The organism is Streptomyces sp. NPDC037401, assembly GCF_055602345.1.
In genome coordinates this window covers 248,961-271,792 of record NZ_JBVJWO010000004.1, presented here as the reverse complement: position 1 = coordinate 271,792, position 22,832 = coordinate 248,961, and the positions used below count along the sequence as shown (strand labels likewise).

The 22,832-nt window shown below is 74.6% G+C and carries 20 protein-coding genes; 16 read left to right on the top strand and 4 right to left on the bottom strand.

Annotation, left to right across the window (positions count from 1 at the left end):
* The first annotated feature begins 3 nt into the window (after nt 1-3).
* Complete coding sequence (locus ACZ7H1_RS05495; RefSeq protein WP_470783957.1) at nt 4-3,780, top strand: phage tail protein; 3,777 nt, start codon at nt 4-6, stop codon at nt 3,778-3,780.
* 78 nt (nt 3,781-3,858) lie between these two features.
* Nucleotides 3,859-4,752, top strand: a complete 894-nt coding sequence (locus ACZ7H1_RS05490; protein WP_470783955.1) for a phytoene/squalene synthase family protein — start codon at nt 3,859-3,861, stop codon at nt 4,750-4,752.
* Here ACZ7H1_RS05490 and ACZ7H1_RS05485 read toward each other — a convergent pair.
* Complete coding sequence (locus ACZ7H1_RS05485) at nt 4,749-5,435, bottom strand: hypothetical protein (protein WP_470783953.1); 687 nt, start codon at nt 5,433-5,435, stop codon at nt 4,749-4,751. The two genes, ACZ7H1_RS05490 and ACZ7H1_RS05485, sit on opposite strands and share 4 nt — an antisense overlap.
* 133 nt (nt 5,436-5,568) lie before the next feature.
* On the opposite strand from ACZ7H1_RS05485, the gene ACZ7H1_RS05480 reads away from it, so the two are divergent.
* The 12 genes from ACZ7H1_RS05480 to ACZ7H1_RS05425 all read left to right on the top strand — a co-directional run bounded on the left by ACZ7H1_RS05480 (nt 5,569) and on the right by ACZ7H1_RS05425 (nt 17,268).
* Nucleotides 5,569-7,161, top strand: a complete 1,593-nt coding sequence (locus ACZ7H1_RS05480; protein WP_470783952.1) for a phage tail sheath family protein — start codon at nt 5,569-5,571, stop codon at nt 7,159-7,161.
* A gap of 37 nt (nt 7,162-7,198) precedes the next feature.
* Nucleotides 7,199-7,642 carry a phage tail protein gene (locus tag ACZ7H1_RS05475; RefSeq protein WP_470783950.1) on the top strand — a complete coding sequence of 148 codons (444 nt, stop codon included), beginning with the start codon at nt 7,199-7,201 and terminating at the stop codon, nt 7,640-7,642.
* 23 nt (nt 7,643-7,665) lie between these two features.
* The gene (locus ACZ7H1_RS05470) at nt 7,666-8,127 is read left to right on the top strand and encodes a hypothetical protein (protein ID WP_470784023.1); all 462 of its coding nucleotides are present in this window, start codon (nt 7,666-7,668) and stop codon (nt 8,125-8,127) included.
* Nucleotides 8,124-8,309, top strand: coding sequence for a DUF6760 family protein (locus tag ACZ7H1_RS05465; protein WP_470783948.1), 186 nt, complete (start codon nt 8,124-8,126; stop codon nt 8,307-8,309). The genes ACZ7H1_RS05470 and ACZ7H1_RS05465 overlap by 4 nt, the downstream gene beginning before the upstream one ends.
* A gap of 3 nt (nt 8,310-8,312) precedes the next feature.
* Nucleotides 8,313-10,856 (top strand): hypothetical protein, encoded by a 2,544-nt coding sequence (locus tag ACZ7H1_RS05460; RefSeq protein ID WP_470783947.1) that lies wholly within the window; start codon nt 8,313-8,315, stop codon nt 10,854-10,856.
* Nucleotides 10,857-10,882: 26 nt separating this feature from the next.
* Nucleotides 10,883-11,326, top strand: coding sequence for a phage tail protein (locus tag ACZ7H1_RS05455; protein ID WP_470783945.1), 444 nt, complete (start codon nt 10,883-10,885; stop codon nt 11,324-11,326).
* 4 nt (nt 11,327-11,330) lie between these two features.
* A complete protein-coding gene (locus ACZ7H1_RS05450; RefSeq protein WP_470783944.1) occupies nt 11,331-12,110 on the top strand; it encodes a CIS tube protein in 780 nt (259 codons plus the stop codon).
* Between the two features lie 6 nt (nt 12,111-12,116).
* Complete coding sequence (locus ACZ7H1_RS05445; RefSeq protein ID WP_470783942.1) at nt 12,117-13,982, top strand: VgrG-related protein; 1,866 nt, start codon at nt 12,117-12,119, stop codon at nt 13,980-13,982.
* Nucleotides 13,983-14,062: 80 nt separating this feature from the next.
* Complete coding sequence (locus tag ACZ7H1_RS05440; protein ID WP_470783940.1) at nt 14,063-14,344, top strand: PAAR domain-containing protein; 282 nt, start codon at nt 14,063-14,065, stop codon at nt 14,342-14,344.
* Nucleotides 14,345-14,351: 7 nt separating this feature from the next.
* Nucleotides 14,352-14,798: a GPW/gp25 family protein gene (locus tag ACZ7H1_RS05435; RefSeq protein WP_470783939.1), complete on the top strand. Its 447-nt coding sequence runs from the start codon at nt 14,352-14,354 to the stop codon at nt 14,796-14,798.
* The gene (locus ACZ7H1_RS05430; RefSeq protein ID WP_470783937.1) at nt 14,795-16,747 is read left to right on the top strand and encodes a putative baseplate assembly protein; all 1,953 of its coding nucleotides are present in this window, start codon (nt 14,795-14,797) and stop codon (nt 16,745-16,747) included. Before ACZ7H1_RS05435 ends, ACZ7H1_RS05430 begins: the two co-directional genes overlap by 4 nt.
* The gene (locus tag ACZ7H1_RS05425) at nt 16,744-17,268 is read left to right on the top strand and encodes a phage tail protein (RefSeq protein WP_470783935.1); all 525 of its coding nucleotides are present in this window, start codon (nt 16,744-16,746) and stop codon (nt 17,266-17,268) included. The genes ACZ7H1_RS05430 and ACZ7H1_RS05425 overlap by 4 nt, the downstream gene beginning before the upstream one ends.
* A 15-nt stretch (nt 17,269-17,283) precedes the next feature.
* Here ACZ7H1_RS05425 and ACZ7H1_RS05420 read toward each other — a convergent pair whose 3' ends face one another.
* Nucleotides 17,284-18,144, bottom strand: coding sequence for a TIGR03619 family F420-dependent LLM class oxidoreductase (locus ACZ7H1_RS05420; protein WP_470783933.1), 861 nt, complete (start codon nt 18,142-18,144; stop codon nt 17,284-17,286).
* Between the two features lie 172 nt (nt 18,145-18,316).
* Here ACZ7H1_RS05420 and ACZ7H1_RS05415 point away from each other — a divergent pair, with 172 nt between their 5' ends.
* Nucleotides 18,317-19,855: an AfsR/SARP family transcriptional regulator gene (locus tag ACZ7H1_RS05415; RefSeq protein ID WP_470783932.1), complete on the top strand. Its 1,539-nt coding sequence runs from the start codon at nt 18,317-18,319 to the stop codon at nt 19,853-19,855.
* 37 nt (nt 19,856-19,892) lie between these two features.
* Here ACZ7H1_RS05415 and ACZ7H1_RS05410 read toward each other — a convergent pair whose 3' ends face one another.
* Nucleotides 19,893-20,954 (bottom strand): discoidin domain-containing protein, encoded by a 1,062-nt coding sequence (locus ACZ7H1_RS05410; RefSeq protein ID WP_470783930.1) that lies wholly within the window; start codon nt 20,952-20,954, stop codon nt 19,893-19,895.
* A gap of 113 nt (nt 20,955-21,067) precedes the next feature.
* Here ACZ7H1_RS05410 and ACZ7H1_RS05405 point away from each other — a divergent pair, with 113 nt between their 5' ends.
* Complete coding sequence (locus tag ACZ7H1_RS05405; protein ID WP_470783928.1) at nt 21,068-21,544, top strand: Uma2 family endonuclease; 477 nt, start codon at nt 21,068-21,070, stop codon at nt 21,542-21,544.
* Here ACZ7H1_RS05405 and ACZ7H1_RS05400 read toward each other — a convergent pair.
* Nucleotides 21,541-22,662, bottom strand: a complete 1,122-nt coding sequence (locus ACZ7H1_RS05400) for an ADP-ribosylglycohydrolase family protein (protein WP_470783927.1) — start codon at nt 22,660-22,662, stop codon at nt 21,541-21,543. The genes ACZ7H1_RS05405 and ACZ7H1_RS05400 overlap by 4 nt on opposite strands.
* Between the last annotated feature and the right edge of the window lie 170 nt (nt 22,663-22,832).

The following is a 22,832-nucleotide window of genomic DNA, read 5'->3' as shown; positions in this document are numbered from 1 at the left end:
CGGGTGCGGTCCGGAGCGGAGCGGGACGCCGGGGAGCAGCGGCGGGAGCCCGCCGGGGAGGCCGCGGCGCCGCCCCGGCGGGCCGACGGGGCTGCCCCGGTCCGCACCCGGGCCCTGGACCCGCGGGCCGTGCAACGCCTCCAGGGCAGGGCGGGCAATGCAGCCGTGGCGCGGCTGGTCGGCTCCCGGGGCAAGGACGGGCCGGGCGGCACGGGCGGTACGGGCGTCACGAGTGGTCCGGGCGTCACGGGTGGTTCCGGGTCGGCCGCCGCCGTCGTGCCCGTACAGCGGCTGGACGCCGGGCTGCCCGCGCCGCCCGCGGGCCTGACGCCGGCCACCGACCCCCGTTTCCGCAAGGCCGCCGCGGACCTGCGGGCGAAGAAGAAGGTCCTGGCGGGGCATCCGTCGGCGCAGTCGCAGGCGAAGGCCGCCCGGGACGCGGCGCAGGCACCGGCCGACGACAAGGAAGCGCAGGCGAAGGCCGCCCAGGCCGGGGAGATGGGCACGGCCAAGCCCGGGGTGTTCGACAAGGCCGCCTTCGTCGCGGCGGTGTCGGCGGCGATCGCGGCGAAGGCCCCCAAGACCCTCGACGAGGCGGACAAGTTCACCGGGTCGGGGAAGGCCGACGAGGTCAAGGGCGAGGTCTCGGGGCAGGTCAAGGCGGGCAAGGAGGGGTCTGCCAAGGACGTCGCGGAGAAGACGGCGAAGGCGCCGGACGAGTCCCGTGCGGTGGAGAAGCCGGTCACCCCGCTGCCCGGGCAGCCCGCTCCGCCCGCGCTCGCGCCGCCGGACCCGAAGGCGGCGTCGGTGGCGAAGGCGCCGCCCGAGCAGACCGACCTGAGTGCGGGGCCCAGGGAGACCGACGCCCAGATGGCCGAGGCGAAGGTCACGCCGGAGCAGCTGGCGCAGTCCAACGAACCCGCGTTCACCGGGGCGTTGGCGGCCAAGAAGGAATCCGACGCGCACGCGGCGACCGCGCCCGCGAAGTTCCGGGCCGCGGAGTCGGTACGGATCGCCGCCGAGCAGGGCGGGGCGGCGGCCGCGGGCCCGGCCGGGATCCAGGCGATGACGGCGGCGCGGGCGGGTGCGGGGCAGCAGGTGGCGGCCGGGCAGGGCGCGGCCCGGTCGAAGGAGGAGCAGGAGCGGGCCCGGGTGTCGGCGGAGATCAAGGCGGTCTTCGACACGACCAAGAAGGACGTGGAGGGCATCCTCGGCGGCCTCGACGACGAGGTGGACAAGGCCTTCGACGCCGGTCAGAAAGCGGCCAAGGCGGCCTTCGACAGCGATCACCAGACGAAGATGAAGGCCTGGAAGGACGAGCGGTACTCCGGGGTGACCGGCGCCGCCCGCTGGCTGGCGGACGCGGTGCTGGACCCGCCGCCGCGCGCGAACCAGATCTTCGCCGAGGCGCGCGTGGTCTACGAGCGCGCGATGCAGGCCTGCATCTCGGACATCGCGGACCTGATCGGCAAGCGGCTGGGCGAGGCGACGGCCAGGATCGCGGAGGGCAAGGCGAAGATCGCGGCCAAGGTGGCCGAACAGCCCGCGTCGCTGCGGAGGTTCGCCCAGCAGGCGGCCGACGGGATCGGCGGGGAGTTCGCCGCGCTGGAGTCTTCCGTCAACGAGAAGTCGCAGGGCCTGGTGGACGGTCTCGCCGAGAGGTACGTGGCGGCGCGGGGCGAGCTCGACGAGGAGATCAAGAAGCTCCAGGAGGAGAACAAGGGCCTGCTGGGCAAGGCGAAGGATGCGATCGCCGGGACGGTCGAGACCGTCCTGAAGCTCAAGGACATGCTGCTGGGCGTGCTGGCGCGGGCGGCCGGCGCCATCGACAAGATCATCGCGAATCCGATCGGCTTCCTGGGCAATCTCGTCGGCGCCGTCAAGGGCGGGGTGATGGCCTTCGCCGCACGGATCGGCGAGCACCTCAAGAACGGCCTCAAGCAGTGGCTGTTCGGCCAGCTGTCGGCCGGCGGCATCGAGATCCCCGAGACCTTCGACGCCAAGGGCATCATCAGGCTCATTCTTTCGATCCTGGGGCTGACCTGGACGAACATCCGCGCGCGGGTGGTCGCCCGGATCGGCGAGCGCGCCATGAGCGCGCTGGAGACCGGCTTCGAGATGGTGCAGGTCCTCGTCACCGAGGGCATCGGGGGCCTGTGGAAGTGGATCGTCGACAAGCTGTCCGACCTCAAGGACACGGTCGTCGGTGCGGTCAAGGACTTCGTGATCGAGAAGATCGTGACGGCCGGCATCACGTGGATCGTCTCGATGCTGAACCCCGCCTCGGCTTTCGTCCGCGCCTGCAAGGCGATCTACGACGTGGTGATGTTCTTCGTGAACCGCGCCGCGCAGATCAAGAGCTTCGTGGACTCGGTCCTCGACTCGGTCGAGTCGATCGCGAACGGCGGCGGCGGCGCGGTCACGGGCCTGATCGAACAGAGCCTGGCCAAGGCGGTCCCGGTGGTCCTCGACTTCCTCGCGAGCCTGCTGGGCCTCGGAGGCATCTCCGCGAAGATCAAGGAGATCCTGCAGAAGGTCCAGGCCCCGGTGATGAAGGCGGTCGACTGGGTCATCGACAAGATCGTGACCGCGGGCAAGAAGATCCTCTCGAAGCTGAGGGGCGAGCGCGGCGAGGGCGGGCCCGACGAGCGCACCATGGCGCAGAAGGAAGCCGATGTGGCCGCGGCGGAGCAGGCCGCCGAGCGCGCGATGAAGACGGAGCGCGCCACACCGGGCTCGGTACGGGCCGCGCTGCCCGACATCAAGAAGACCTACCGGCTGACGTCGATCGACCTCGTCGGCTCGGACGACGCCGGATACAAGGTCCACGTGAAGATCAATCCGGACAAGGACACCCCGGTCATCAAGCTGAACGAGATCGGGCTCGATCCCGAGGAGGTGCGTGCCGCGGTGGCCCGCGCGCGGGCCTCCCTGGCCAGTGCGCAGGCACGGTTCGAGGCGGCCAGGAGCGCCGGTGGCGAGGAGCCGCTCCTCGCGCACGCCGGCGGAACGGAACGGACCGTGGGCGGCGGGCGCATGGCGGCCGCGCAGGCCGACTCCCGCCGCAACGCACGAGGCCGCAACGCCCCCGCTCCGCAGCTGGCCGCAGCGGTTCAGGCGGCGGATGCGGCGGCGGGCCGGGTGGCCGATGTGGAGCGCCGCATCGCGGCCGCGAGCCCGCAGGAGCGTGCGGCTCTCGTGGAGGAACGGCAGCAGGCCGGGCGGGCGGCCTCGGCCGCGGCGCATGCGGCCGAGGCCGTCGCCGGGGCGCAGCCGGGCGCGGCCCGCGTCCGCCTCGAGGCGGACGCGACGAAGTGGGACGAGCTGGGCCGGCTGCCCAAGCCGGTCCTGGAGGGAATGTCGGACGAGGAGATCAACGCCCGCGTCGGCGGCATCCAGCCGTCGGCGCCCAGCAGCGCGCGGCCCACGGGAGGCGTGCGGCAGGGTCCCACCAGCATGGAGGACCGGCGGACCCCGGACTACTCGCAGGCGCGGTCCGGCGGGCAGTACGTCCCGACTCCGGGGCCCAACGACATGGAGGGCGTCTCCGGTACGTCGGCCATCCTGCACGCCGAGAAGATGGCCTTCCGGGCGGCGCAGATCTACCAGGGCGGCACGAACGCGGTGGGCGTGACGCTGCATCAGTGCGAGGACTGCCAAGCATGGTTCCGCAGCCAGGCGAGCAGCTCGGGCAAGTTCCTCGTGGTGGCGGACCCTTCCACGGTTCGGATCTTCCTGCCGGACGGCCGGGTGGTGACCCCGGAGCAAGTGGGCCTCTGACCCGGGGAGCCGTTCCGGCGGCCGGCTGGCATACGGTGGGCGGGCCCCCTCCGCACCCTCCCGAGGAGAACGTGCACCGTGCCCAGCTGGCCTGCCACCCTCACCGCCGCCGAGATCGCCGATCCGGACGTACGTGCCGACTACACGGCCGCCGCCCGCCGCGTGCTGCGGCGGGAGCAGGCGCCATACCTGGCCCTGCGGTTGCTGGCGGCGCCGCCGCTCGTGCCGTACCTGGCGGCCGGGCTCGCCTTCATGAACCTCGTGGACGACATAGCCGAGGGTGAGGAGCCCGAGCGCGAGCTCAAGGCGCTCACGGCGAGGGTGGCCGACGCGCTGGAGTCCGGCAGCAGCGAGGACCCGGTGCTGCGGGCGTACGCGCACGCGGTGGTGGCCCGGGGGCTGCCGGAGCACTGGGTGTACACGTTCCTGGACGGGGCCGCGACCGCCGAGGCCGGCTTCGCTGGCTTCGCGACCGGGCAGGACTTCGAGGACTACCTCGACGCGTACGCCTGGCCGGGCGTGGTCGTCTTCACCGGGCTCCAGTACCAGGGCGGCCCGGACGAGGAGCAGGCCGCGGGCTGGCGGCGGTTCGTGGACGCGGCGCAGCGCGTGGACTTCCTCGCCGACCTCGCCGGTGACCTGGCGGCGGGCCGCCTGTGCATCCCGCTCGACCGGCTGGCCGCGCACGGCGTGACGCGGGAGGCGCTGGAGCAGGGGCAGGACACCGAGCCGGTACGGGCGCTGCTGGCGGACGAGTGCGCCCGTGCGCGTACGGCGCTGGAGGCCGCGGAGGGCGTCGTCGGGCTGGCCGATCCGGGGCTGCGGCGGGTGGGCCACACGATGCTGTCGCTGATGGCCCACCAGCTGACCCTGGTCGAGCAGGCCGGCGCCCGCGCCCTGCGACGCGACGTCGGGTACGGCCTGCTCGCCCCGCTCCGGATCCTGAACCAGGCCCGCCGCAGCACGACCTAGGGCTGCTGAACCGTTTCGGTGCGCGGCTCGCCCTGCCAGCGCCAGGTGGTGAGGCGGGCGCGGCCGGGCAGGTCGGCGCGGCCCGTGGCCCACAGCAGGGTGGGCCACGGCGGCGTGTCGGCGGGCGCGTCGGGGAAGAGCCGGGCCAGCACGCGGGCGCAGACGTCCGCGGGCGGGTCCCACGGCAGGCCCAGGCCCTCGGCCAGGTCGTGGGTGTGTACGAGCGTCTCGACGATGCCCATGGCGGCGAAGCCGTCGGCGTCGGAGGCGCCGAAGACGTGGTGGGCACGGACGTCGGCACCGGTCGTCCGGGCCATCGATACGAGCAGTCCGCAGCAGGCCTCCAGCGTCTGTAGGAGTCCTTCGGGTCCGGCGGCGCGGTCGGCGTGGACGGTGTTCTCCGGGCCGCCCGGCCGGCGGGCCGTGTAGACGACCGGTACCTCGCGGTCCAGGGGGGGCCGCCGCGGGCCGAGTTGCAGCGCGTAGGCGAACAGGTCGTCGGCGAGGTGCTCGACGGTCTCCCAGCAGTCCCACTCCAGCGTGCCGGCCCGGCCGCCCCACGCGGCCGCGGGCGCAGCGGCCAGCGTGGCGACCGCGAGCCGGACGGAGCGGTCGAGGTCGTCGGCGGCGGACGGCAGGGGGGTCTCGGGGGACGCCGGCGTGGGGGCGTGTGTGGGGTTCATCCGGGCACGGTAGCGCGGGATTTGCCCGAAGGGGCAGGGCGGGATTCCCCCGGGGCCGTACGGCAGGTCATGACCTTGGGCCGGGCCCGGACCGACCCTGGGGGCGACCGTCACGTCCCAGGGGAGGACCAGGATGCCTCAGTACCTGTCGCCAGGCGTCTACGTCGAAGAGGTGGAGGCCGGCTCACGCCCGATCGAGGGGGTGGGGACGGCCGTGGCCGCCTTCGTCGGGCTCGCCGCGGCGGGGCCGTGCGACACGCCGACCCTGGTGACGAACTGGAGCCAGTTCACCTCGACCTTCGGCGGGTTCGGAGGGGGCGGCGAAGGCTCGTACCTCGCGCACGCGGTCTACGCGTACTTCCTCAACGGCGGCGGCACCTGCTACGTGGTCCGCGTCGGCGGCCGGGACGCCGACGGGGAGGCGCAGGGCGCGGCGGAGGAGCCGCGGCCCGTGGCCGGGAAGCGGGGCAGGGCCGCGCTGCCCGCGGGCCGGCGCACCGCCCTCGGCGGCTTCCAGGCCGCTGCCCTGGAGGGCACCGGCGAGGGCCTGAGCGTGGAAGTGGCCGACGCGGGCGGCGAGTCGCCCGCCGAGGACGCCTTCACCCTGAACGTGAAGCGCGGGGACCGGGTCGAGGAGACCTGGGAGGTGTCCGCCAAGCGCAGCCAGCGCAACTACGTCGTCACGGTGGTCCGCGACCGCTCGCGCCTGATCACCGTCGAGGACGCGGGCCCCGCACAGCCGCTCGGGCGGCCGGAGAACCAGTCCGTCGCGCTCGCCCCGGCCCCCGTACCCGCGCCGGCGGCCCCGGTGGCCGTCGGCGCGCAGGACTACGTGGGCAGTACGGACGACCGGACCGGCTTCAGCGGCCTGGAGACCGTCGACGAGGTCACCATGCTGGCCGTGCCCGACCTGATGGGCGCCTACCAGCAAGGGGCCCTGGACGCCGAGGGCGTCAAGGCCGTGCAGCTCGCGATGATCGCGCACTGCGAGCTGATGGGGAACCGCGTCGCGATCATCGACCCGCCGCCGGACCTGTCCCCGCAGCGGGTCAAGGAGTGGCGCATGACGGGCGCCGGCTACGACTCCAAGTACGCGGCCCTGTACTACCCCTGGATCAAGGTCGCCGACCCCACCGCCCCGAACCAGATGAGGTTCGTGCCGCCCAGCGGCGCCATGGCGGGCGTGTGGGCCCGCAACGACGAAGCCCGCGGAGTGCACAAGGCCCCGGCCAACGAAGTCGTCCGGGGCGCGGTCGACCTCGCGGTCCACCTGACCAAGGGCGAGCAGGACCTGCTCAACCCGATCGGCGTCAACTGCCTCCGCCCCTTCGCGGGCCGCGGCATCCGCGTCTGGGGCGCGCGGACCCTGTCCTCCGACCCGGCCTGGCGCTACCTGAACGTCCGCAGGCTCTTCAACTACATCGAGGACTCGATCCTCCTCGGCACGCAGTGGGTGGTGTTCGAGCCGAACGACGACGCGCTGTGGGCCCGGATCCGGCGGACCATCTCGGCGTTCCTCGTCAACGAATGGCGCAAGGGAGCGCTGTTCGGGCTGACGCCCGACGAGGCGTTCTACGTGAAGTGCGACCGCGAGACGAATCCGGCGCAGGGGATCGACGCGGGACAGGTGGTCTGCGAGATCGGCATCGCGCCGGTGAAACCCGCCGAGTTCGTGGTCTTCCGGCTGGCCCAGTTCTCGGGCGGCACCAGTCTCGTCAACGAGTAACCGCCAAGCGCTGCGGATTACGGATTAGGGGTTCTTTGTGGCACTTCCCGACATGGACACCTCGGTCGGCCACTCCTTCGGGCTGGAGATCGACGGGGTGGTCATCAAGCAGATCAACGAGGTGACGGGCCTGAAGATGGAGCAGGACGTCATCGAGCTGAAGCAGAACACCGCGGACGGCAAGTACGTCATCAAGAAGCTGCCGGGCCGCCCGAAGGCGGGCGAGGTCACGCTGACCCGCGGCCTGACCGCAGACAACAACTTCGAGAAATGGATCAAGGACGCCCGCTTCGGGAAGATGGGCAGCGCGCGCAAGGGCGGCGCGATCATCGTCTTCGACTACGAGGGCGTGGCCATCAAGCGGTACACGCTGGTCAACGCCTGGCCGAAGAGCCTGGAGATCTCCTCGCTGAAGGCCGGCGACACGAGCGTACTGACCGAGAAGCTCGTCATCACGTACGAGCAGATGGACGTCGCGTGAGGCGACAGCGACAGCGCACGGTGATGCCCCCTGCGGGTACGGAGGTCTTCCCGGAGCCGGCGGGTGTCACCGCCGGGACGGCGGCTTCGGCTTCCGCCTCGGCTTCGGCTCCGATGCGGACGGAGTTCGCCTTCGAGCTGCCGCGCGGGTACGTCGACGAGTCCGGCCAGGTCCACCGTTCGGGCGTGATGCGGCTGGCGACGGCGCGCGACGAGCTGGTACCGCTGCGGGACGACCGGGTGCGGGAGAACCCGGCGTACCTGTCGGTGGTGCTGCTGGGCCGGGTCGTGGAACGCATCGGGTCGGTGACGGACGTGCACGCGGGGGTCATCGAGGACCTGTTCGCCTCGGACCTCGCCTTTCTCCAGGACTTCTACCGGCGGATCAACGCGGAGGGGCACACGCGGGCGCAGGTGACCTGCCCGTCGTGCGAGAGCGCGTTCGCGGTGGACCTGGCGGGTGGTGGCCGCCTGGGGGAATCGTGACGTACGCGACGGAGGACCTGTACGGCGAAGTCGCGTACGTCGCCTACCACTTCCACTGGGCGATGGACTCGATCCTCGACCTGGAGCACGTGGAGCGGCGCCGGTACGTCGAGCAGATCGCCCGCCTGAACCGGGCGGCCGCTGCGGGTGCCGGTGCCGGTGCCGGTTTCGGGGGGCGGTGAGCCGTGGTGTGGGACGGGTTGCGCGGGTGGCTGCGCGGAAGGGCGGCACCGTCGCCCGAGGCGAGCCCGCCGGCCGCCGCTCCTGCGGCCCGCGAGCCGGGCGCGGGATGGCGCGAAGTTCCGTTACAGCGCCTGACGTTCGGCGCACCGGATCTGCTCACGGACCCGCTGGGCTTCGGCCCCGCCCTCGCCTCGTGGCGCGACCCGTCGCTGTCGAGCCCGCTGGGCCACGCGATCAGCGCGGAGGCCCCGGCGGGCGTGGTGCACGGAGTCCTCGTACCGCGACCGCGGCCGGTGCCGGTGGCGGCGGCAGGTGCGGAGCCGTCGCCCGTACAGCGGCTGGTGCCGGCGGACGAGCCCGCCGAATCGGTGGCGGGTCGCGATCCTGATCCTGATGCGGGTGCCGTCCGCCCGGCCGATCCGGTGGGTCCCGTGGTGCCGTTGGCTCCGCAGCGGGCGCTGACGGTGGCGCGGGCGGTGGAGCTGCCGCCGCCCGTCCGCACGCTCCCCGTCGAGCGACTGCCGATCGCGGGCCCCTCGGCGCTGCCGCCGACTCCCCGCCTCGACCTCGTCCGCGAAGACCCCTGGCGTCCGGAGCCCGCGCCCGTGTCCGTTGCCGAGCCGGTCCTCGGGGGCGCGGTGGCTCCCGTTGCGCTGCCCGACGGGCTTCGAGGAGGTGCCCCGGCCGTGCAGCGGGTCGTGGCTCCCGAGGAGGAGGCCGTACTCCCGCCGCCCGTGGGGCCGGTCGAGCCGGCGCCCGCCCCGCCTCTGCCGCCTCCCGCCGCCGTCAGGCCGGTACAGCGTGATGCCGATGCAGCTGTGGACGTGCCGCCGCCGCCCGTGCTGCCCGTTCAGCGGGCTGCGTCCACCGAGGGGGAGGCCGCGCCCTCTCCGTCGGTGGTGGCGGTCGAGCCCGTGTCCGCCGCGCCCCTGCCGCCTCCCGTGGCCGTCCGGCCGGTACAGCGGGACGCGGTGACCGAGGCCGCACCGCAGCCTGGGCGGCTGCCCGTACCGCCCGTGCAGCGGTTGGTGGTCCCCGAGGGGGAGCCCGTACCCCCGCCGAGCATGGTGCCCCCGCCGCCTGCGGCCGTGCCCCCTGAGCTGCCCGTGCAGCGGGCGGCGGTTCCCGAGGGGGACCCGGCGCTCCCGGCGGTCGTGGTGCCGGACGGGCCGGCGTCCGCGCCGTCTCTTCCGCCGCCCGCGGCTGTACGGCCGGTGCAGCGCGATGCGGTGGCGGACGTGCCACCGCCGCCCGTGCCGCCCGTGCCGCCCGTGCAGAGGGCTGTGGTGCCCGAGGAGGCGACGGCGCCCCCGGCGGCTGTGGTGCCCGTCGAGCAGCCGTCCGAGCCGCTGCCCGTGCCGCCCGTGGTCCCGGTGGAGCCGCCTGCCGCACCGCCGCTCCCGCCGCCCGCGTCCATGAGGCCCGTGTACGCGGACGCGGCGGCGGACGTCGGGCCGCCGTCTGCGCCGCCCGTCCAGCGCGCCGAAGGCGACCGGCCCTTGGCCGGGGAGCGGCGGGTGGGGCTGGGGGCACCGCTGAGGCCGTACGGGGGCCCTGCGCCTGCCGCCGCTCAGCCCGGCACTCCGTCCGCCGCTCCGGCCGCCGTTCCGTCCGCGCCCGTGCAGCGGCGGGTCGGGCTGGGGGCTCCCCTGGCGTCCGTGCCGGTGCGGGCGCCGGAACCGCGGCCGCTGCCCGGGCCTGCGCCGGTGCCCGGCCCCGCTCCGGAAGCGGCTCCCGAGGCCTCCGTCACCGGAGCCGCCGTCACCGAGGCCGTCGTGCAGCGTCTGGCGGAGCCGGAACCGCCGCTGGTGCGGACGGGGGCACGGGCCCTGCCCGTCGTGCCGGTCGCCCCGCTGCAGCGGGCGGCGGAGCCGCCTCCGCCGCCACCCGCGATCGGACTGGTCGGGGAACGGGCCCTGGAGCTGCACTCGGTGCCGACCCCTCCAGCCCCGTCCCCCTCCGCCTCGCCGTCCTCATCCGTATCCGCCTCCGCCCCCGGTACGCCGTCCTCCGTGCAGGCGCGGGATCCGGCGGGCGCGCCCGCCGCCGTGCCGGTGACCTGGGTCGCCACTCCGACGCCCGCCCCGCAGCCCGTACAGCGGGTGCTGTCGCCGCAGCCCCTCGGCGGAGCGGCCGTGCCTTCCTGGGCGCCGCCGCCGGTGGCCGCACCGCTGCCCGTCCAGCGGTCCGTACCGGCTTGGCCCGCGCAGCCCTGGGAGCCGGCTCCCGTGGCCGCTCATCCGCCCGCGCCGCTCCAGCGCGCGCCCGAGCCCGCCGGGGAGGTCGTACCGGTGGAGTGGACTCCCCCGCGGGACGAGACGGCCGGGCAGCCGCCGGTCGAGCCACCGCCGGTCGAGCTGCCGCCCGCCGTGCAGCGCGCCCCCGACCCCGGAGCCCCGGCCGGCGCCGCCCACCCGCCCGCTCCCGCCGGGGAGTCCACCGACGAGCTCGTACGCCGGCTCGTCGGGCCCCTCGGCCGGCTGCTCCGGGCCGAGTTGCGGCTCGACCGCGAGCGGGCCGGCGTCCGCCTGGACCCCCGCCACTGAACCAACGCAGATCGCGAAGGACACCGATGCCACAGACCCAGCAGCAGACCGACCCCGCCGTGAGCGTGTGCTTCATGGTCGAGATCGACGACATCAGCCTCGGCGCGTTCAACAGCTGCGAGGGACTCGGCTGCGAGGTGGTCATGGAGCAGCGCGAGGAAGGCGGCAACAACGGATACGTCTGGCAGCTGCCCTCCCGCATCAAGTACTCCAACATCAAGCTCAGCCGCCCGGTCACCAAGGACACCGAGAAGGTCACGGCCTGGCTGTCCGGGATGATCAACGGCGTCGCCCGCAAGACCGCCCACATCAGCGCGATGACCGTGGACGGCACCGTGGTGGCCCGCTGGAGCCTGATGGACGTGGTGCCGGTCCGCTGGACCGGGCCGTCCCTCAGCCCCGAGACGGTCAAGGTGGCGACCGAGACGCTGGAGATCGCCCACCACGGCTTCCTGCACGGCGGGGGCTGACGCCGTGGCCCCGAACCAGCCCGTCGCGTTCATCGCCTCCACCCCGCCCGCGAGCACCCCGGGCGCGGGCGGGGGCGGCAAGGGCGATGCCCGGCCCAAGCTCGAACGGGCCTATCTGGAACTGCGCCAGCCCCCCGCCGACGGCGGTACGACCACGCCCGGCCCGCGCATGGGGCAGATCGACTTCCAGTTCAACCCCAAGGAGCTGACGCTCGCCAAGACCGCGAAGTGGGAGCGGAAGACCGCCCGCGGCGCCCGCCGCGCCGGGCCTGCCGAGTTCAAGGGGTCGGGCCCCTCCAAGCTGACCCTGGAGATGTTCTTCGACGCCACCGGCACGCAGGACGACGCGGTGGTCAAGGCCGTCGAGAGCCTGCTCGCGACCTGCGTGCCGACCGACCAGACCCACCAGCGCCAGCAGGGCGTGCCGCCGTGGGTGATCTTCCACTGGGGCGGGATCACCGGGTTCGTCGGCTATGTCAGCCAAGTGCAGGCGAAGTACACGCTGTTCACGCCCGGCGGGCTGCCGATCCGGGCGACCTGCCAGGTGACCCTGGAGGAGATCAGCGGGCCGATGCCCGGCCAGAACCCCACGTCCGGCGCGCTCGCCGCGCGCCGCGTGCACCGGGTGGTCACGGGCGACACGCTGGCCCTGCTGGCCTGGCGGGAGTACGGCGATCCGGCGGCCTGGCGGGAGATCGCGCAGGCCAACGGCATCGACGACCCGATGCGGCTGCGGCCCGGTGCCGAGCTGCTCCTGCCCGCTGCCGAAGAGATCGGAGGCTGAGCCGCCGTGGCCGGTGAGAGCTTTGCGAACAGTCTCGTGGTGGAGGCGGGCGGGCAGCCGCTGCCCGCGCCCGTCGCCGAGTTGATCGTGTCCGCGTACGTCGACGACAGCACGCAGCTGCCGGACCTGTTCGTGATCCGTTTCCGCGACCCGGACCACAAGGTGCTGGAGCGGACGGGGATCACCATCGGCACGCCGGTGAAGCTGTTCGCGCGGGCCGGGGACGGCGCGCAGCGCGAGCTGCTCGTGTCGGGCGAGGTGACGGCGGTCGAGATCGACCTCGACAGCACCGGGACGTTCACGGTGGTGCGCGGCCTCGACCACGCGCACCGGTTCTTCCGCGGCCGCCGGGTCGCCGGGTACCGGCAGATGACCGCGTCGGACGTGGCGGTGAAGGTGGCGCGGCGGGCCGGGCTGCCGCTGGGCACGGTCGATTCGACGACCACGGTGTACGAGCACCTGGCGCAGCCGGGGATCACGGACTGGGAGTTCCTGCACCGGCTGGCGGACCTTGCGGGTGCCGAAGTGGCCGTGGTCGACGGCAAGTTCATGTTCCGCAGGCCGGCGAAGGCGGAGGCGGCCCCGGCGACGTCCACCCGGCCGCAGGCCAGCCCGTACGTCCTGGAGTTCGGGCGGAACCTGCTGCGCTGCCAGGCCGCGGTGACGGCCGCCGACCAGGTGCAGCAGGTGGAGGTGCGCGGCTGGGACGTGCAGGCGAAGGCGGCGGTGGTGGGCCGGGCGCCGGCGGACCGCAGCGACCGGCTGCAGCTGGGGATCACGCCGGGGCAGGCGGCGGAGCCGTTCGGCAAGGCGGTGTTCCTGGCGACGGACACTCCGTACGGCACGCAGGCGGAGGCGGACCAGGCGGCGAAGGCCCTCGCCGCGGACCTGGCGGGTTCGTTCGCGGAGCTGGACGCGGTCGCGATGGGCATCCCGCAGCTGCGGGCCGGTACGGCGGTGACGCTGGCGAACGTGGGCAGGCCGTTCGAGGGCAAGTACACGATCTCCGCGAGCCGGCACGTGTTCGATCCGGCGGTCGGCTACCAGACCTGGATCACGGTCGGCGGGCGCTCCAACCGCTCGCTGTACGGGCTCGCGTCCGGCGGGCCGGGCTCCGGGGCCGCCGCGGGCAGCCAGGACCGGATCGGCGGGCTGGTGAACGCGACGGTGACGGACACCCGGGATCCGGAGGGGCGGGGCCGGGTGAAGCTGGCGTTCCCCTGGCTGGACGGGGAGTACGTCAGCGACTGGGCCCGGACCGCGGAGGCGGGCGGCAAGGGCGGCGGCGGGATCTTCGGGCCGGAGGTGGGCGACGAGGTGCTCGTCGGCTTCGAGCAGGGCCGGGTGGACCATCCGTACGTCCTGGGCGGGCTGTACAACGGGCAGGACAAGCCGTCGGAGCACGAGGCACCGCTCGTCGATTCGACCAGTGGGGCGACCAACCGGCGTTCCCTGGTGACCCGTTCGGGCAACCGGCTGGAGCTGCTGGACGCGCAGAACGGCCCGCGGGGGGTGCGGCTGGCGACCGGCGACGGGAAACTCACCCTGCACCTGGACCGCAAGGCCACGACGGTCACCGTGCACAGCGACGGCACGGTCGAGATCACGGCCAAGAAGAAGGTCACGGTGACGGCGGACAACGGCATCAGCATGGACGCCGGCACCGGGAAGCTGGAGCTCACCGGGCAGTCCGTCCAGGTCACCGCGAAGTCCGGGGTCGAGGTCGACGGCGGCGCGGGCGCGCTGAAGCTCCAGACCAACGGCCAGGTCGACGTGAAGGGCACGACGGTCGGCGTCAACGGCCAGGCCAGCACCGAGATCAAGGGCGGGGCCAGCTGCTCCATCAGCGCCGCCCTCGTCCGCATCAACTGACCCGCGTACGCATCAACTGCCCGCGTTCGCATCAACTGACCCGCCTACGCGCGGGGGAACGAGAAGAGGGGCCGGGAAACATGCCACCTGCCGCACGTGTCGGGGACCCCACCGGGCATCCCGGGGTGATCGGGCCGCCCGGCGTGCCCACCGTGCTGATCGCCGGTATGCCCGCCGCCGTGGTGTCCACCCCGCACCTGTGTTCCTTCCCGCCCCCGGCGGTGCACCCGCCGTCCGTGATCGCCCCGCCCGGCTGCCCCACCGTGCTCATCGGTGGCATGCCCGCGGCCCGCATGGGCGACATGGCCGCCTGCGGGGCGCCGATCGTCATGGGCGCCCCGACCGTGCTGATCGGCGGGTGAGGCGGCGGTGGGCGAGCAGTTCATCGGCTCCGGCTGGGCGTTCCCCGTACGGACGGACGCCACGGGCGGTGTCGCGCTGGTCGGCGGGGACGCGGAGATCGAGGAGAGCATGCGGCTGATCCTGGGCACCGCGCCCGGCGAGCGGCCCATGCGGCCGCAGTTCGGGTGCGCGATCCACGACCACGTCTTCGCGCCGGCGGACGCGGCGACCGCCGCGCAGCTCGCCTACGAGGTCCGGCTGTCGCTGGAGCGGTGGGAGCCGCGGATCGAGCTGGTGGACGTGCTGGTCTCCTTCGACGGGCAGGACGAGGGGACGCTGTACATCGACGTCCGGTACGCGCTGCGCGGCACCAACGACCCGCGGAACCTCGTCTTTCCGTTCTACGTGATCCCGGCGCACGAGGGCGGGGACGCCGGCGGGTCCGGCGGCCCGGAGGGTGGGGGTCGCCGGTGAGCCTGCCCGAGCCGCACCTCGACGACCGGCGTTTCCAGGACCTCGTGGACGAGGCCAAGCGGATGGTCCAGCAGCGGTGCCCCGAGTGGAGCGACCACAACGTCTCCGACCCCGGCGTCACCCTCATCGAGGCCTTCGCGCACATGACGGACCAGCTGATCTACCGGCTCAACCGGGTCCCGGACAAGAACCACGTGGCGTTCCTCGACCTGATCGGGCTCCAGCTCAGCCCGCCGACGGCGGCCCGTACGGACGTGACGTTCTGGCTGTCGGCTCCGCAGGCGCAGACGGTGCAGGTCCGCGAGGGCACCGAGGTCGCCACCCACCGTACCGAGACCGAGGAGGCCGTGGTCTTCTCGACCCTCGGTGAACTGTCCGTCGTGCCGGTTGAGTTGGCGGTGGTCGCGGTGGCGGGCGGGGAGCCGGGTGCGGTCGCCGCCGAGCGGCGGGCCGAGCTGGCGGGCGGGCGCGGAGTGCCGTGCTTCTCGCCGGTGCCGCGCCCCGGCGACGCGCTGCTGTTCGGGCTGTCCCGGCCCGCGCCGCGCTGTGTGGTGGCGCTGCGGCTGGACTTCCCGGTGGCGGGCCACGGCATCGACCCGGAGGACCCGCCGCTGCGCTGGGAGGCGTGGACTTCGGAGGGCTGGACCCGCTGCGAGGTGGACCGGGACGGCACGGGCGGCTTCAACCGGCCCGGTGACGTGCTCGTGCAGCTGCCCGCCGGGCACGTGGCGTCGGTGGAGGCGCGGCAGCGGGCGGGCTGGCTGCGCTGCGTGGTGAGCGAGCTGCAGCCGGGCCGGCGCATGTACTCGGCGACGCCGGAGCTGCTGGCCGCGGAGGCGTTCACCATCGGCGGCACCGCACCGGCCGTGCACGCCGAACGGGCCGGCGGGGAGCTGCTCGGGATCTCCGAGGGGGTGCCCGCGCAGACGTTCGCGCTGGAGCGCGCCCCGGTGATCGCGGGCAGCAGGCCGTTCGTGGTGGAGACGGCCGCTCCGCACGCCGACTGGGAGCCGTGGGTGGAGGTGGAGCACTTCGCCGAGTCCGGCCCGCTGGACCGGCACGTCCGGCTCGACCGCAGTACCGGCGAGGTGGCGTTCGGTCCTGCCGTACGGGAGCCGGACGGCACCCTGCGCCAGTACGGGGCGGTGCCCGCCAAGGGGGTGCCGGTGCGGGTGCGTTCGTACCTCGCGGGCGGCGGCCGTCGCGGTAACGTCGCCCGCCGGGCGCTGTCCGTGCTGCGCAGCTCGATCCCGTACATCGCCCGTGTCGAGAACCGGCGGGCGGCGGGCGGCGGGGTGGACGGCGAGGACGTCGCGAACGCCCGGCTGCGCGGGGCGCTCGCGCTGCGCACCCGGGAGCGTGCGGTCACCGCCGAGGACTACGAGTACCTGACCCGGCAGGCGGCCCCGGAGGTGGCGCGGGTGCGGTGCGTGGACGCCGGGGCCGGCGGGGTGCGGGTGCTGCTGGTGCCGGCGGCCGAGGACGACGGCGAAGGGCGCCTGGAGTTCCGGCAGATGGCCTGCCCGCGGGAGCTGCTGAGCACGGTCGCCGGGCATCTGGACGCGCGCCGGATGCTGGGGGCCCGGCTGGTGGTCGAGCCGCCGTACTACCAGGGCGTGACGGTGGTCGCGGACCTCCAGGCGCAGCGCGGTGCGCCGCAGGTGCGGGTGCAACAGGCCGCGCTGGCGGCGCTGTACGGGTACCTGAACCCGCTGCGCGGCGGCGCCGACGGGACGGGCTGGCCGTTCGGCCGGGCCGTGCACAGCGGTGAGGTGTTCGCGGTGCTCCAGCGGGTGCCGGGGGTGGAGGCGGTGGAGCAGGTCCGGCTGTTCCCGGCGAACCTGGACACCGGCAGCCGCGGCGAGATCACCGACAGGATCGCGCTCGGTCCGGGCGCGCTGGCCTTCTCGTACGACCACCAGGTCCGCTTCCCCGGGGGCCGGCCGTGACGCGCCGCCTGGTCCCGGGGCTGCCGTCCCGCTACCCGCTGGGCGAGCAGCTGCCGGGCGTGTACGCCGACGACGACACCGTGCAGCGGATCACGGAGGGCCTCGACGAGGTGCTCGCCCCGGTGCTCGCGGTCCTCGACAGCCTGGCCGCGTACTTCGATCCGCGGCTGGCCCCGGCGGACTTCGCGGAGCTGCTGGTGGCGTGGGTGGGTGCGGAGTCGGCCGGCTCCGCGCACCGCGCGGTACGGTCCCACGCCCGCCGGGGCACGGCCGCCGGCCTGGCGCAGGCGCTCCGCGATGCGTTCGGTGCCGTGGTGCGGATCGAGGAGAGCGGGGGGACCGCCTGGTCGGAGACGCCGCTGTCGGCCCTCCCGGGCTCTGCCGTGCCGCACCTGACCGTCCGGGTGGCGTTTCCCGGCGGGGGTTCGGCGGACCAGGCCGAGCTGGAGGCGTTCGTCTCCCGCAACCGCCCGGTCCACCTCCCCTTCACGGTGCAGCCGGCCGACGACGGCCCGGAGTGAGCTGAGGGCGCCCGCCTACAGGAACTCGGCGAGCGAGTCGAGGGCGCGCAGGACTTCCGGTTCCGGGGCCGAGGGGAGCTGGGCGACGACTTCCTCGATGCCCAGGTCCGCGAAGTGGCCGAGCTTGCCGGGCGTGGGGTGCACGGCGTACGGGACGACCTGGAGGGACTTCGGGTCCCGGCCCGCCTGCTCCCACACGGACCGCAGCACCGGCAGGGACTCGGTCAGGCCGCGGCCGCCGATCGGCATCCAGCCGTCGGTGTGGCGGGCGACGTGCGCGAAGAGCTTGGGGCCGGCCGCGCCGCCGAGCAGGGTGCGCGGGCCGTACAGCGGGGTGCTGCCGGGCAGTTCGCGGGGTGCCTGGACCGGCTTGGGGTGGGCGGCGCTCGCCTGCACCGAGCCGAAGCTTCCCTCGTACGGGGTGGGTTCCGGGGCCCACAGGGCGCGCATGAGCGCCATCCGGTCCTCGACGAGCTCCCGCCGGGTGGCCCACTCCACGCCGTGGTCGGCGGCCTCTTCGACGTTCCAGCCGTAGCCGATGCCCAGGGTGAAGCGGCCGCTGGAGAGGTGGTCGAGCGTGGCGACGTGTTTGGCGAGCGCGATGGGGTCGTGCTGGGCGACGAGGGTGATGCCGGTGCCGAGGGCGAGGCGCTCGGTGACGGCGGACGCCTGGCCGAGCGTGACGAAGGGGTCGAGCGTACGGCCGTACTGCTCGGGCAGGTCGCCGCCCATCGGGGCGGCCGTGTCGCGGCTCACCGGGATGTGGGTGTGCTCGGGGAGATAGAGCCCGTGGAAGCCGCGCTCCTCCAGCTCGCGTGCGAGCCGTACGGGAGTGATGGTCCGGTCCGTCAGGAAGATGGTCGTGGCGATCCGCATGTACTGGCACCTCCGTCACGTGGGGGGCTCAACCTACGGGCTGGCGGGTCAAATGCCGAGGGGTACAAGCCAGTTGCGCCGCTGCCGCCAATTCGGTAATCAGTAACTCGTCAGATGCGGAGAGTGAGCATCATCCATCCTTGGCCCGCCGCCCGGCGGGGAGGAGGCCTGCATGCCCGGAACGGCTCGGCCCGGCACCGTGCGCGAGCGGCTGGTGCCCGAGCTGGCCGGCGGGACGGCGACGCTGAGCCTGCTCGTCGCCCCGGCCGGGTACGGCAAGACCACGCTGCTCACGCAGACCGCGGCGGCCTTCGCCGGCCGGGTCCTGCGCTGGCAGCCGTGCCGCGACACCCGTGGCGCGCCCGCCCTGCTGGGGACGCTGGCCCGCGGGCTGGGCCTCCCGGAACTGCCCGGCCCGGTGACCGTGGAATCCGTCCTGCTGGCGGTCGAGCGGGGCCCGGACCCGGTGCTGCTGCTCGTGGACGACGTGCACGTCGTCCACGGCAGCCAGGCCGAAGCAGTACTGGAAGAGCTGGCGCTGCTGGCCCCGCCCCCGCTGCGGCTGATCCTGGCGGGCCGCCGGATGCCGTCCCTGAACGCCAACCGGGCGGAGCTGGCCGACACCCGGGTACTCACCGCGAGTGAACTCCGGCTCGGCGAAGCGGAGATCGCCGCTGCCTTCCCGGACGCACCGCCGGGGGTGCTGGCGGAGCTGACCAGCGGCTGGCCGGGGGTGCTGCGGCTCGCCGCAGCGGCCCTGCGGGGCGGGCGCGACCCGCTGGACTCGGCGGCGGTGCGGACGTACCTCGACCGCGAGGTGCTCGGGGCGTTCCCGCCGCGCCTGGCCCGGCTGCTGGAACGCGGCGGCAGCGAGGTGTCCCACGCGGAACTGGCCGAGGAGTACGGGCTGACGGTCGCGGCCCCGCTGCTCTGGTCGCACCTCGCGCGGCGCTGCGCCGTACCGGCCGGCCGGCAGCCGCAGGCCCCCCCGGAGTGCGCCGCCGCGCCGCTGTCGCTGCGCTGCTTCCGCCGGTACGAGGCCACGCTCGCGGGCCGCCCGCTGGACTGGACCCGCACCCGGCCGCGGGTACGGGCGCTGGCCCGGCTGCTGTCGGTGCACGCGGGGCGGCCCGTACACCGGGAAGAGCTGATGGCCGCGCTGTGGCCGGACATCCCGCCGCAGCGGGCGGGGCGCGGGCTGCAGGTGGCGGTGTCGGCCCTGCGGACCTTCCTCGAACCGGGCCTGGACCGGGGGCGGTCGCAGGTGCTGGTGCGCTCGGGGGAGGCGTACATGCTGGTGCTGGAGCCGGGCGGGAGCTGTGACGTGCCGCGGTTCGAGGCGGCGGCGGGGGAGGGGCTGCGGGCGGCCGCGCGCGGCGAGCCGGGCCGCGCCGTTGCGTCGCTGGAGCGGGCGCTGCGCCTCTACACCGGGGAGCTGCTGCCGGAGGACGGCCCGGCGGAGTGGGTGGTCCCGATCCGCGAGCGGTACCGCAACCAGGCCGTGCAGGTCGCGCACGCGCTGGCGGAGGTGGAACTCGGCCGCGGGCGCGCGGTGGCGGCGGTGGCGGCGGCGACGCACGCGCTGTCGGTGGACCCGTTCCAGGACGCGGTGTGGCGGCTGCTGGTGGCGGCCCACCGGCAGGCGGGCGACCCGGTGGCGGCGGACCGTGCCGAGCGCCGGCACGCGCGGATGCTGGACGCGCTGCGGTAGGCCGGCGGCGCGCCGCCGGCCGTCGCCGCTGCCGGCGTTACCGACGTTTGAAGAACTCGACCTCGGCGAGGGCGAGACGGCGGCCGGAGCCGGTGCCGTGGGCGGCCTGGACGGTCAGCCGGACGCGGACGGCGGCGCTGACGGGGACGTGGAAGGTCTGCTTGCCGGGGGCGTCGGCCAGCCGGATCACCTTCTCCGTGCGCCGCCCGTCGTCGGCGGTGACGGTGACCAGGATGCGGCTGGGCCGGGCCTGGGTGAGGAACTTCTCCGCCACGGGCGAGCTGCCGGGGTGCACGACGAGCTCGAGCAGGCGGACGGGCGCCTCGAAGACGGCTTCGAGGTACTCGCCCTCGCCGGATCCGGCGGCGGCCGGGGCCCAGTAGCGGTCGGTGGTGCCGTCGACGGCGAGGGCGGCGGGGTGCTGCGGGTGGCGGCTGGAGGCGGTCACGCGGGCGGCGTGGAGCTGTTCGGTCTTGCCCGTGCGGTCCTTGACCGACTCGACGACCCGGTCGGCCTCGCCCCGGAAGGCGTACGCGAGCGATGCGACGACGAGGAGCAGCAGCAGGGGGAGGACGAACCGGGGGCGCCGCCAGATCCGCAGCGGGGGCCTGTCCCCGGCCCGGTGTTCCTTGCGGGGCCGCCGGGTGAGCAGCCGCCGCCACCACGGCGGCCGGGGCACGGGCACGGCGTCGGCCAGTGAGGACCCGCAGCGCCGGCAGTAGCGGCGGGTGGGGACGTTCCCGCTGCCGCACTGGCCGCAGACCAGGTCGCCGGCCTGCGGCGGCGCCTCCTGCGGATCGGGCTCCCGTACGGGCCGCGGCGGCTCCTGTCCGGGCTGCCCCTCGCGGGGCTGTACGGCATTGCCGGGCGGATGCGCGGGCCGCGGCGGAATCGCGGGACCCGCGGGTCCCGCCTGCTGCGGTGCCTGGGGTGCCTGGGGTGCCTGTGCGGCTTGTGCTGCCTGTGGGGTCTGCGGTGCGGGCTCCGGCTGCCGGGCCTCGGGCACCGCGACGGGGTTCCCCTCCAGGAACAGTCCGCAGGCACCGCAGAACTGCTCGCCTGCCTGACACCGGTTGCCGCACCGGGCGCAGCTGACCACGGCCCTCACCCCTCTCGGGACCATGCTCCCCGCCCGCCCCCGCGCCGCCCACAGCCCCGCGGGCAGTTCCCGGCCCCCGGCGCTGCCCTTTCGGGCAGCGCCGCCGTACTACGTTGGGGCCGGGTACCCGGCCCCAGCGCTCCTGGCACGCGCGGGTGGTGGAGAACCTCACCTTCGCGCTCCGGCATGCGGCCCCGCAGGGGTACGAGGCCGAGCGGGAGATGACCGTACGCCTGGACCGCAGTAGTCGCCCCGAGCCCGGCATCCTGATCAGCTCGGCCGGCTACGACCCCGACCGGACCGGGTTCGCGCCACAGGACGTGGTCCTGGTCGTCGAGGTCGTCGCCGAGGAGTCCGCGGACCGCGACCGGTCGCTCAAGCCGTTCGAGTACGCCCAGGCGGGCGTCCCGCACTTCTGGCGCGTCGAGGACGAGAAGGGCTCACCGACGGTCCACACGTACGAGCTGGACACCGTCACCGGCGCCCATGTCGCGACGGGGATCCACCGGGAGCGACTCGTCACACCCGTCCCGTTCCCGCTCGACCTGGACCTCGCCCGGCTCGTGCCCCGAGCCGGGCCGACCCCCTAGCCGCGCGGGTAGCGGGCGAGCCAGCCCGGGGAGGAGACGGCGGGGCCGTGGAGGGAGGGGCCCTGGGTCATCTCCATGGCGAAGTCGTCGGCGAGCTGGAGCACGGTGGCCCGGCCCTCGAGCTCCGCGAGCCATGCGGCGGGCAGGGCGGTCTCCCCGTGCAGTGCTCCCAGCAGGGCCCCGCACAGGGCGCCCGTCGCCGTCGAGTCCCCGCCGTGGTTCACGGCGAGCCGCAGCCCGTGCCGGACGTCCTCGGCGACCAGCGCGCAGTACACGGCCACGGCGAGCGCGTCCTCGGCGTCCCGGCCGTCGCCGGGGGAGAGGGACTCGACCAGCTTCGGCGAGGGCAGGCCCTGCCGGACCGCGCCCAGGGCCCGTTGGAGGGCGTCCGTGACCGGCTGCTGGCCGGGTCGGGGGCCCAGCAGGCCGAGTGCCCGCTGCACCGACGCGTCCAGGGTGTCCCCGCGCGTCAGCCCGTGCACGATGACCGCCAGCGCCCCTGCGGACAGGTACGCCGTCGGATGCCCGTGGCTCTGCGCCGCGCACTCCACGGCCAGCTGGAGCACCAGGGTCGGTTCCCAGCCGACCAGCAGCCCGAAGGGCGCCGAGCGGACCGTCGCGCCCGCGTCCCGGGCCGTGGGGTTCTTCGGGGTGTCAAGGGTGCCGAGGATCTCGTCGCCGAATCCCGTCATGCAGGCCCGGTCGGGGCCGCGCCGGGCGTAGAGCCACTCCTCCTGGGCCAGCCAGCCGTTGTCCTTGCGCCGCTCGTCGGGGCCCCAGTCGTGCTGCGTCGCCACCCAGCGCAGGTACGCCCGGTGCACGTCGGTCGGCGGGTGCCAGGCGCCGGTGTCGCGGCGTACGTGCGCCCGGATCAGGCCATCGACGGTGAACAGGGTGAGCTGCGTGGAGGCGGTCACCGCGCCCCGCCGTCCGTACGCCGGGGCCGGTTCGGTCAGCCCCTCCAGGCCGTGCGTCTCACGGATCCCGTCGAGGGAGAGCCCGGCCACCGGCGCGCCGAGCGCGTCGCCGATGGCACCGCCGAGCAGCGCTCCGCGGACGCGGCTGCGGAAGTCCTGCTGCTCCGCCCTGCCCCATACTCCGGCGGAAATACCTGCCACTGCTGAACTCGCTGAGCTCACTGGAACCCCCCAACTGGCCCTGGCGGAGCACTGTAACGGACAGCATCGGTCGGATCCGGACGCAGTCCGTCACCTGGGCCGTAAGTGAGCGAAGAACGCACGCAGAACGGCCGGATTCAAAAGGTGGCACGTTTTGCCACTTGCCTCCG

Coding starts and splice junctions, on each gene's coding strand:
- ACZ7H1_RS05485 (WP_470783953.1), bottom strand. CDS start 5,435: ATGAACCCCACACACGCCCCCACGCCGGCGTCCCCCGAGACCCCCCTG.
- ACZ7H1_RS05480 (WP_470783952.1), top strand. CDS start 5,569: ATGCCTCAGTACCTGTCGCCAGGCGTCTACGTCGAAGAGGTGGAGGCC.
- ACZ7H1_RS05470 (WP_470784023.1), top strand. CDS start 7,666: ATGCCCCCTGCGGGTACGGAGGTCTTCCCGGAGCCGGCGGGTGTCACC.
- ACZ7H1_RS05455 (WP_470783945.1), top strand. CDS start 10,883: ATGCCACAGACCCAGCAGCAGACCGACCCCGCCGTGAGCGTGTGCTTC.
- ACZ7H1_RS05440 (WP_470783940.1), top strand. CDS start 14,063: ATGCCACCTGCCGCACGTGTCGGGGACCCCACCGGGCATCCCGGGGTG.
- ACZ7H1_RS05420 (WP_470783933.1), bottom strand. CDS start 18,144: ATGCGGATCGCCACGACCATCTTCCTGACGGACCGGACCATCACTCCC.
- ACZ7H1_RS05415 (WP_470783932.1), top strand. CDS start 18,317: ATGCCCGGAACGGCTCGGCCCGGCACCGTGCGCGAGCGGCTGGTGCCC.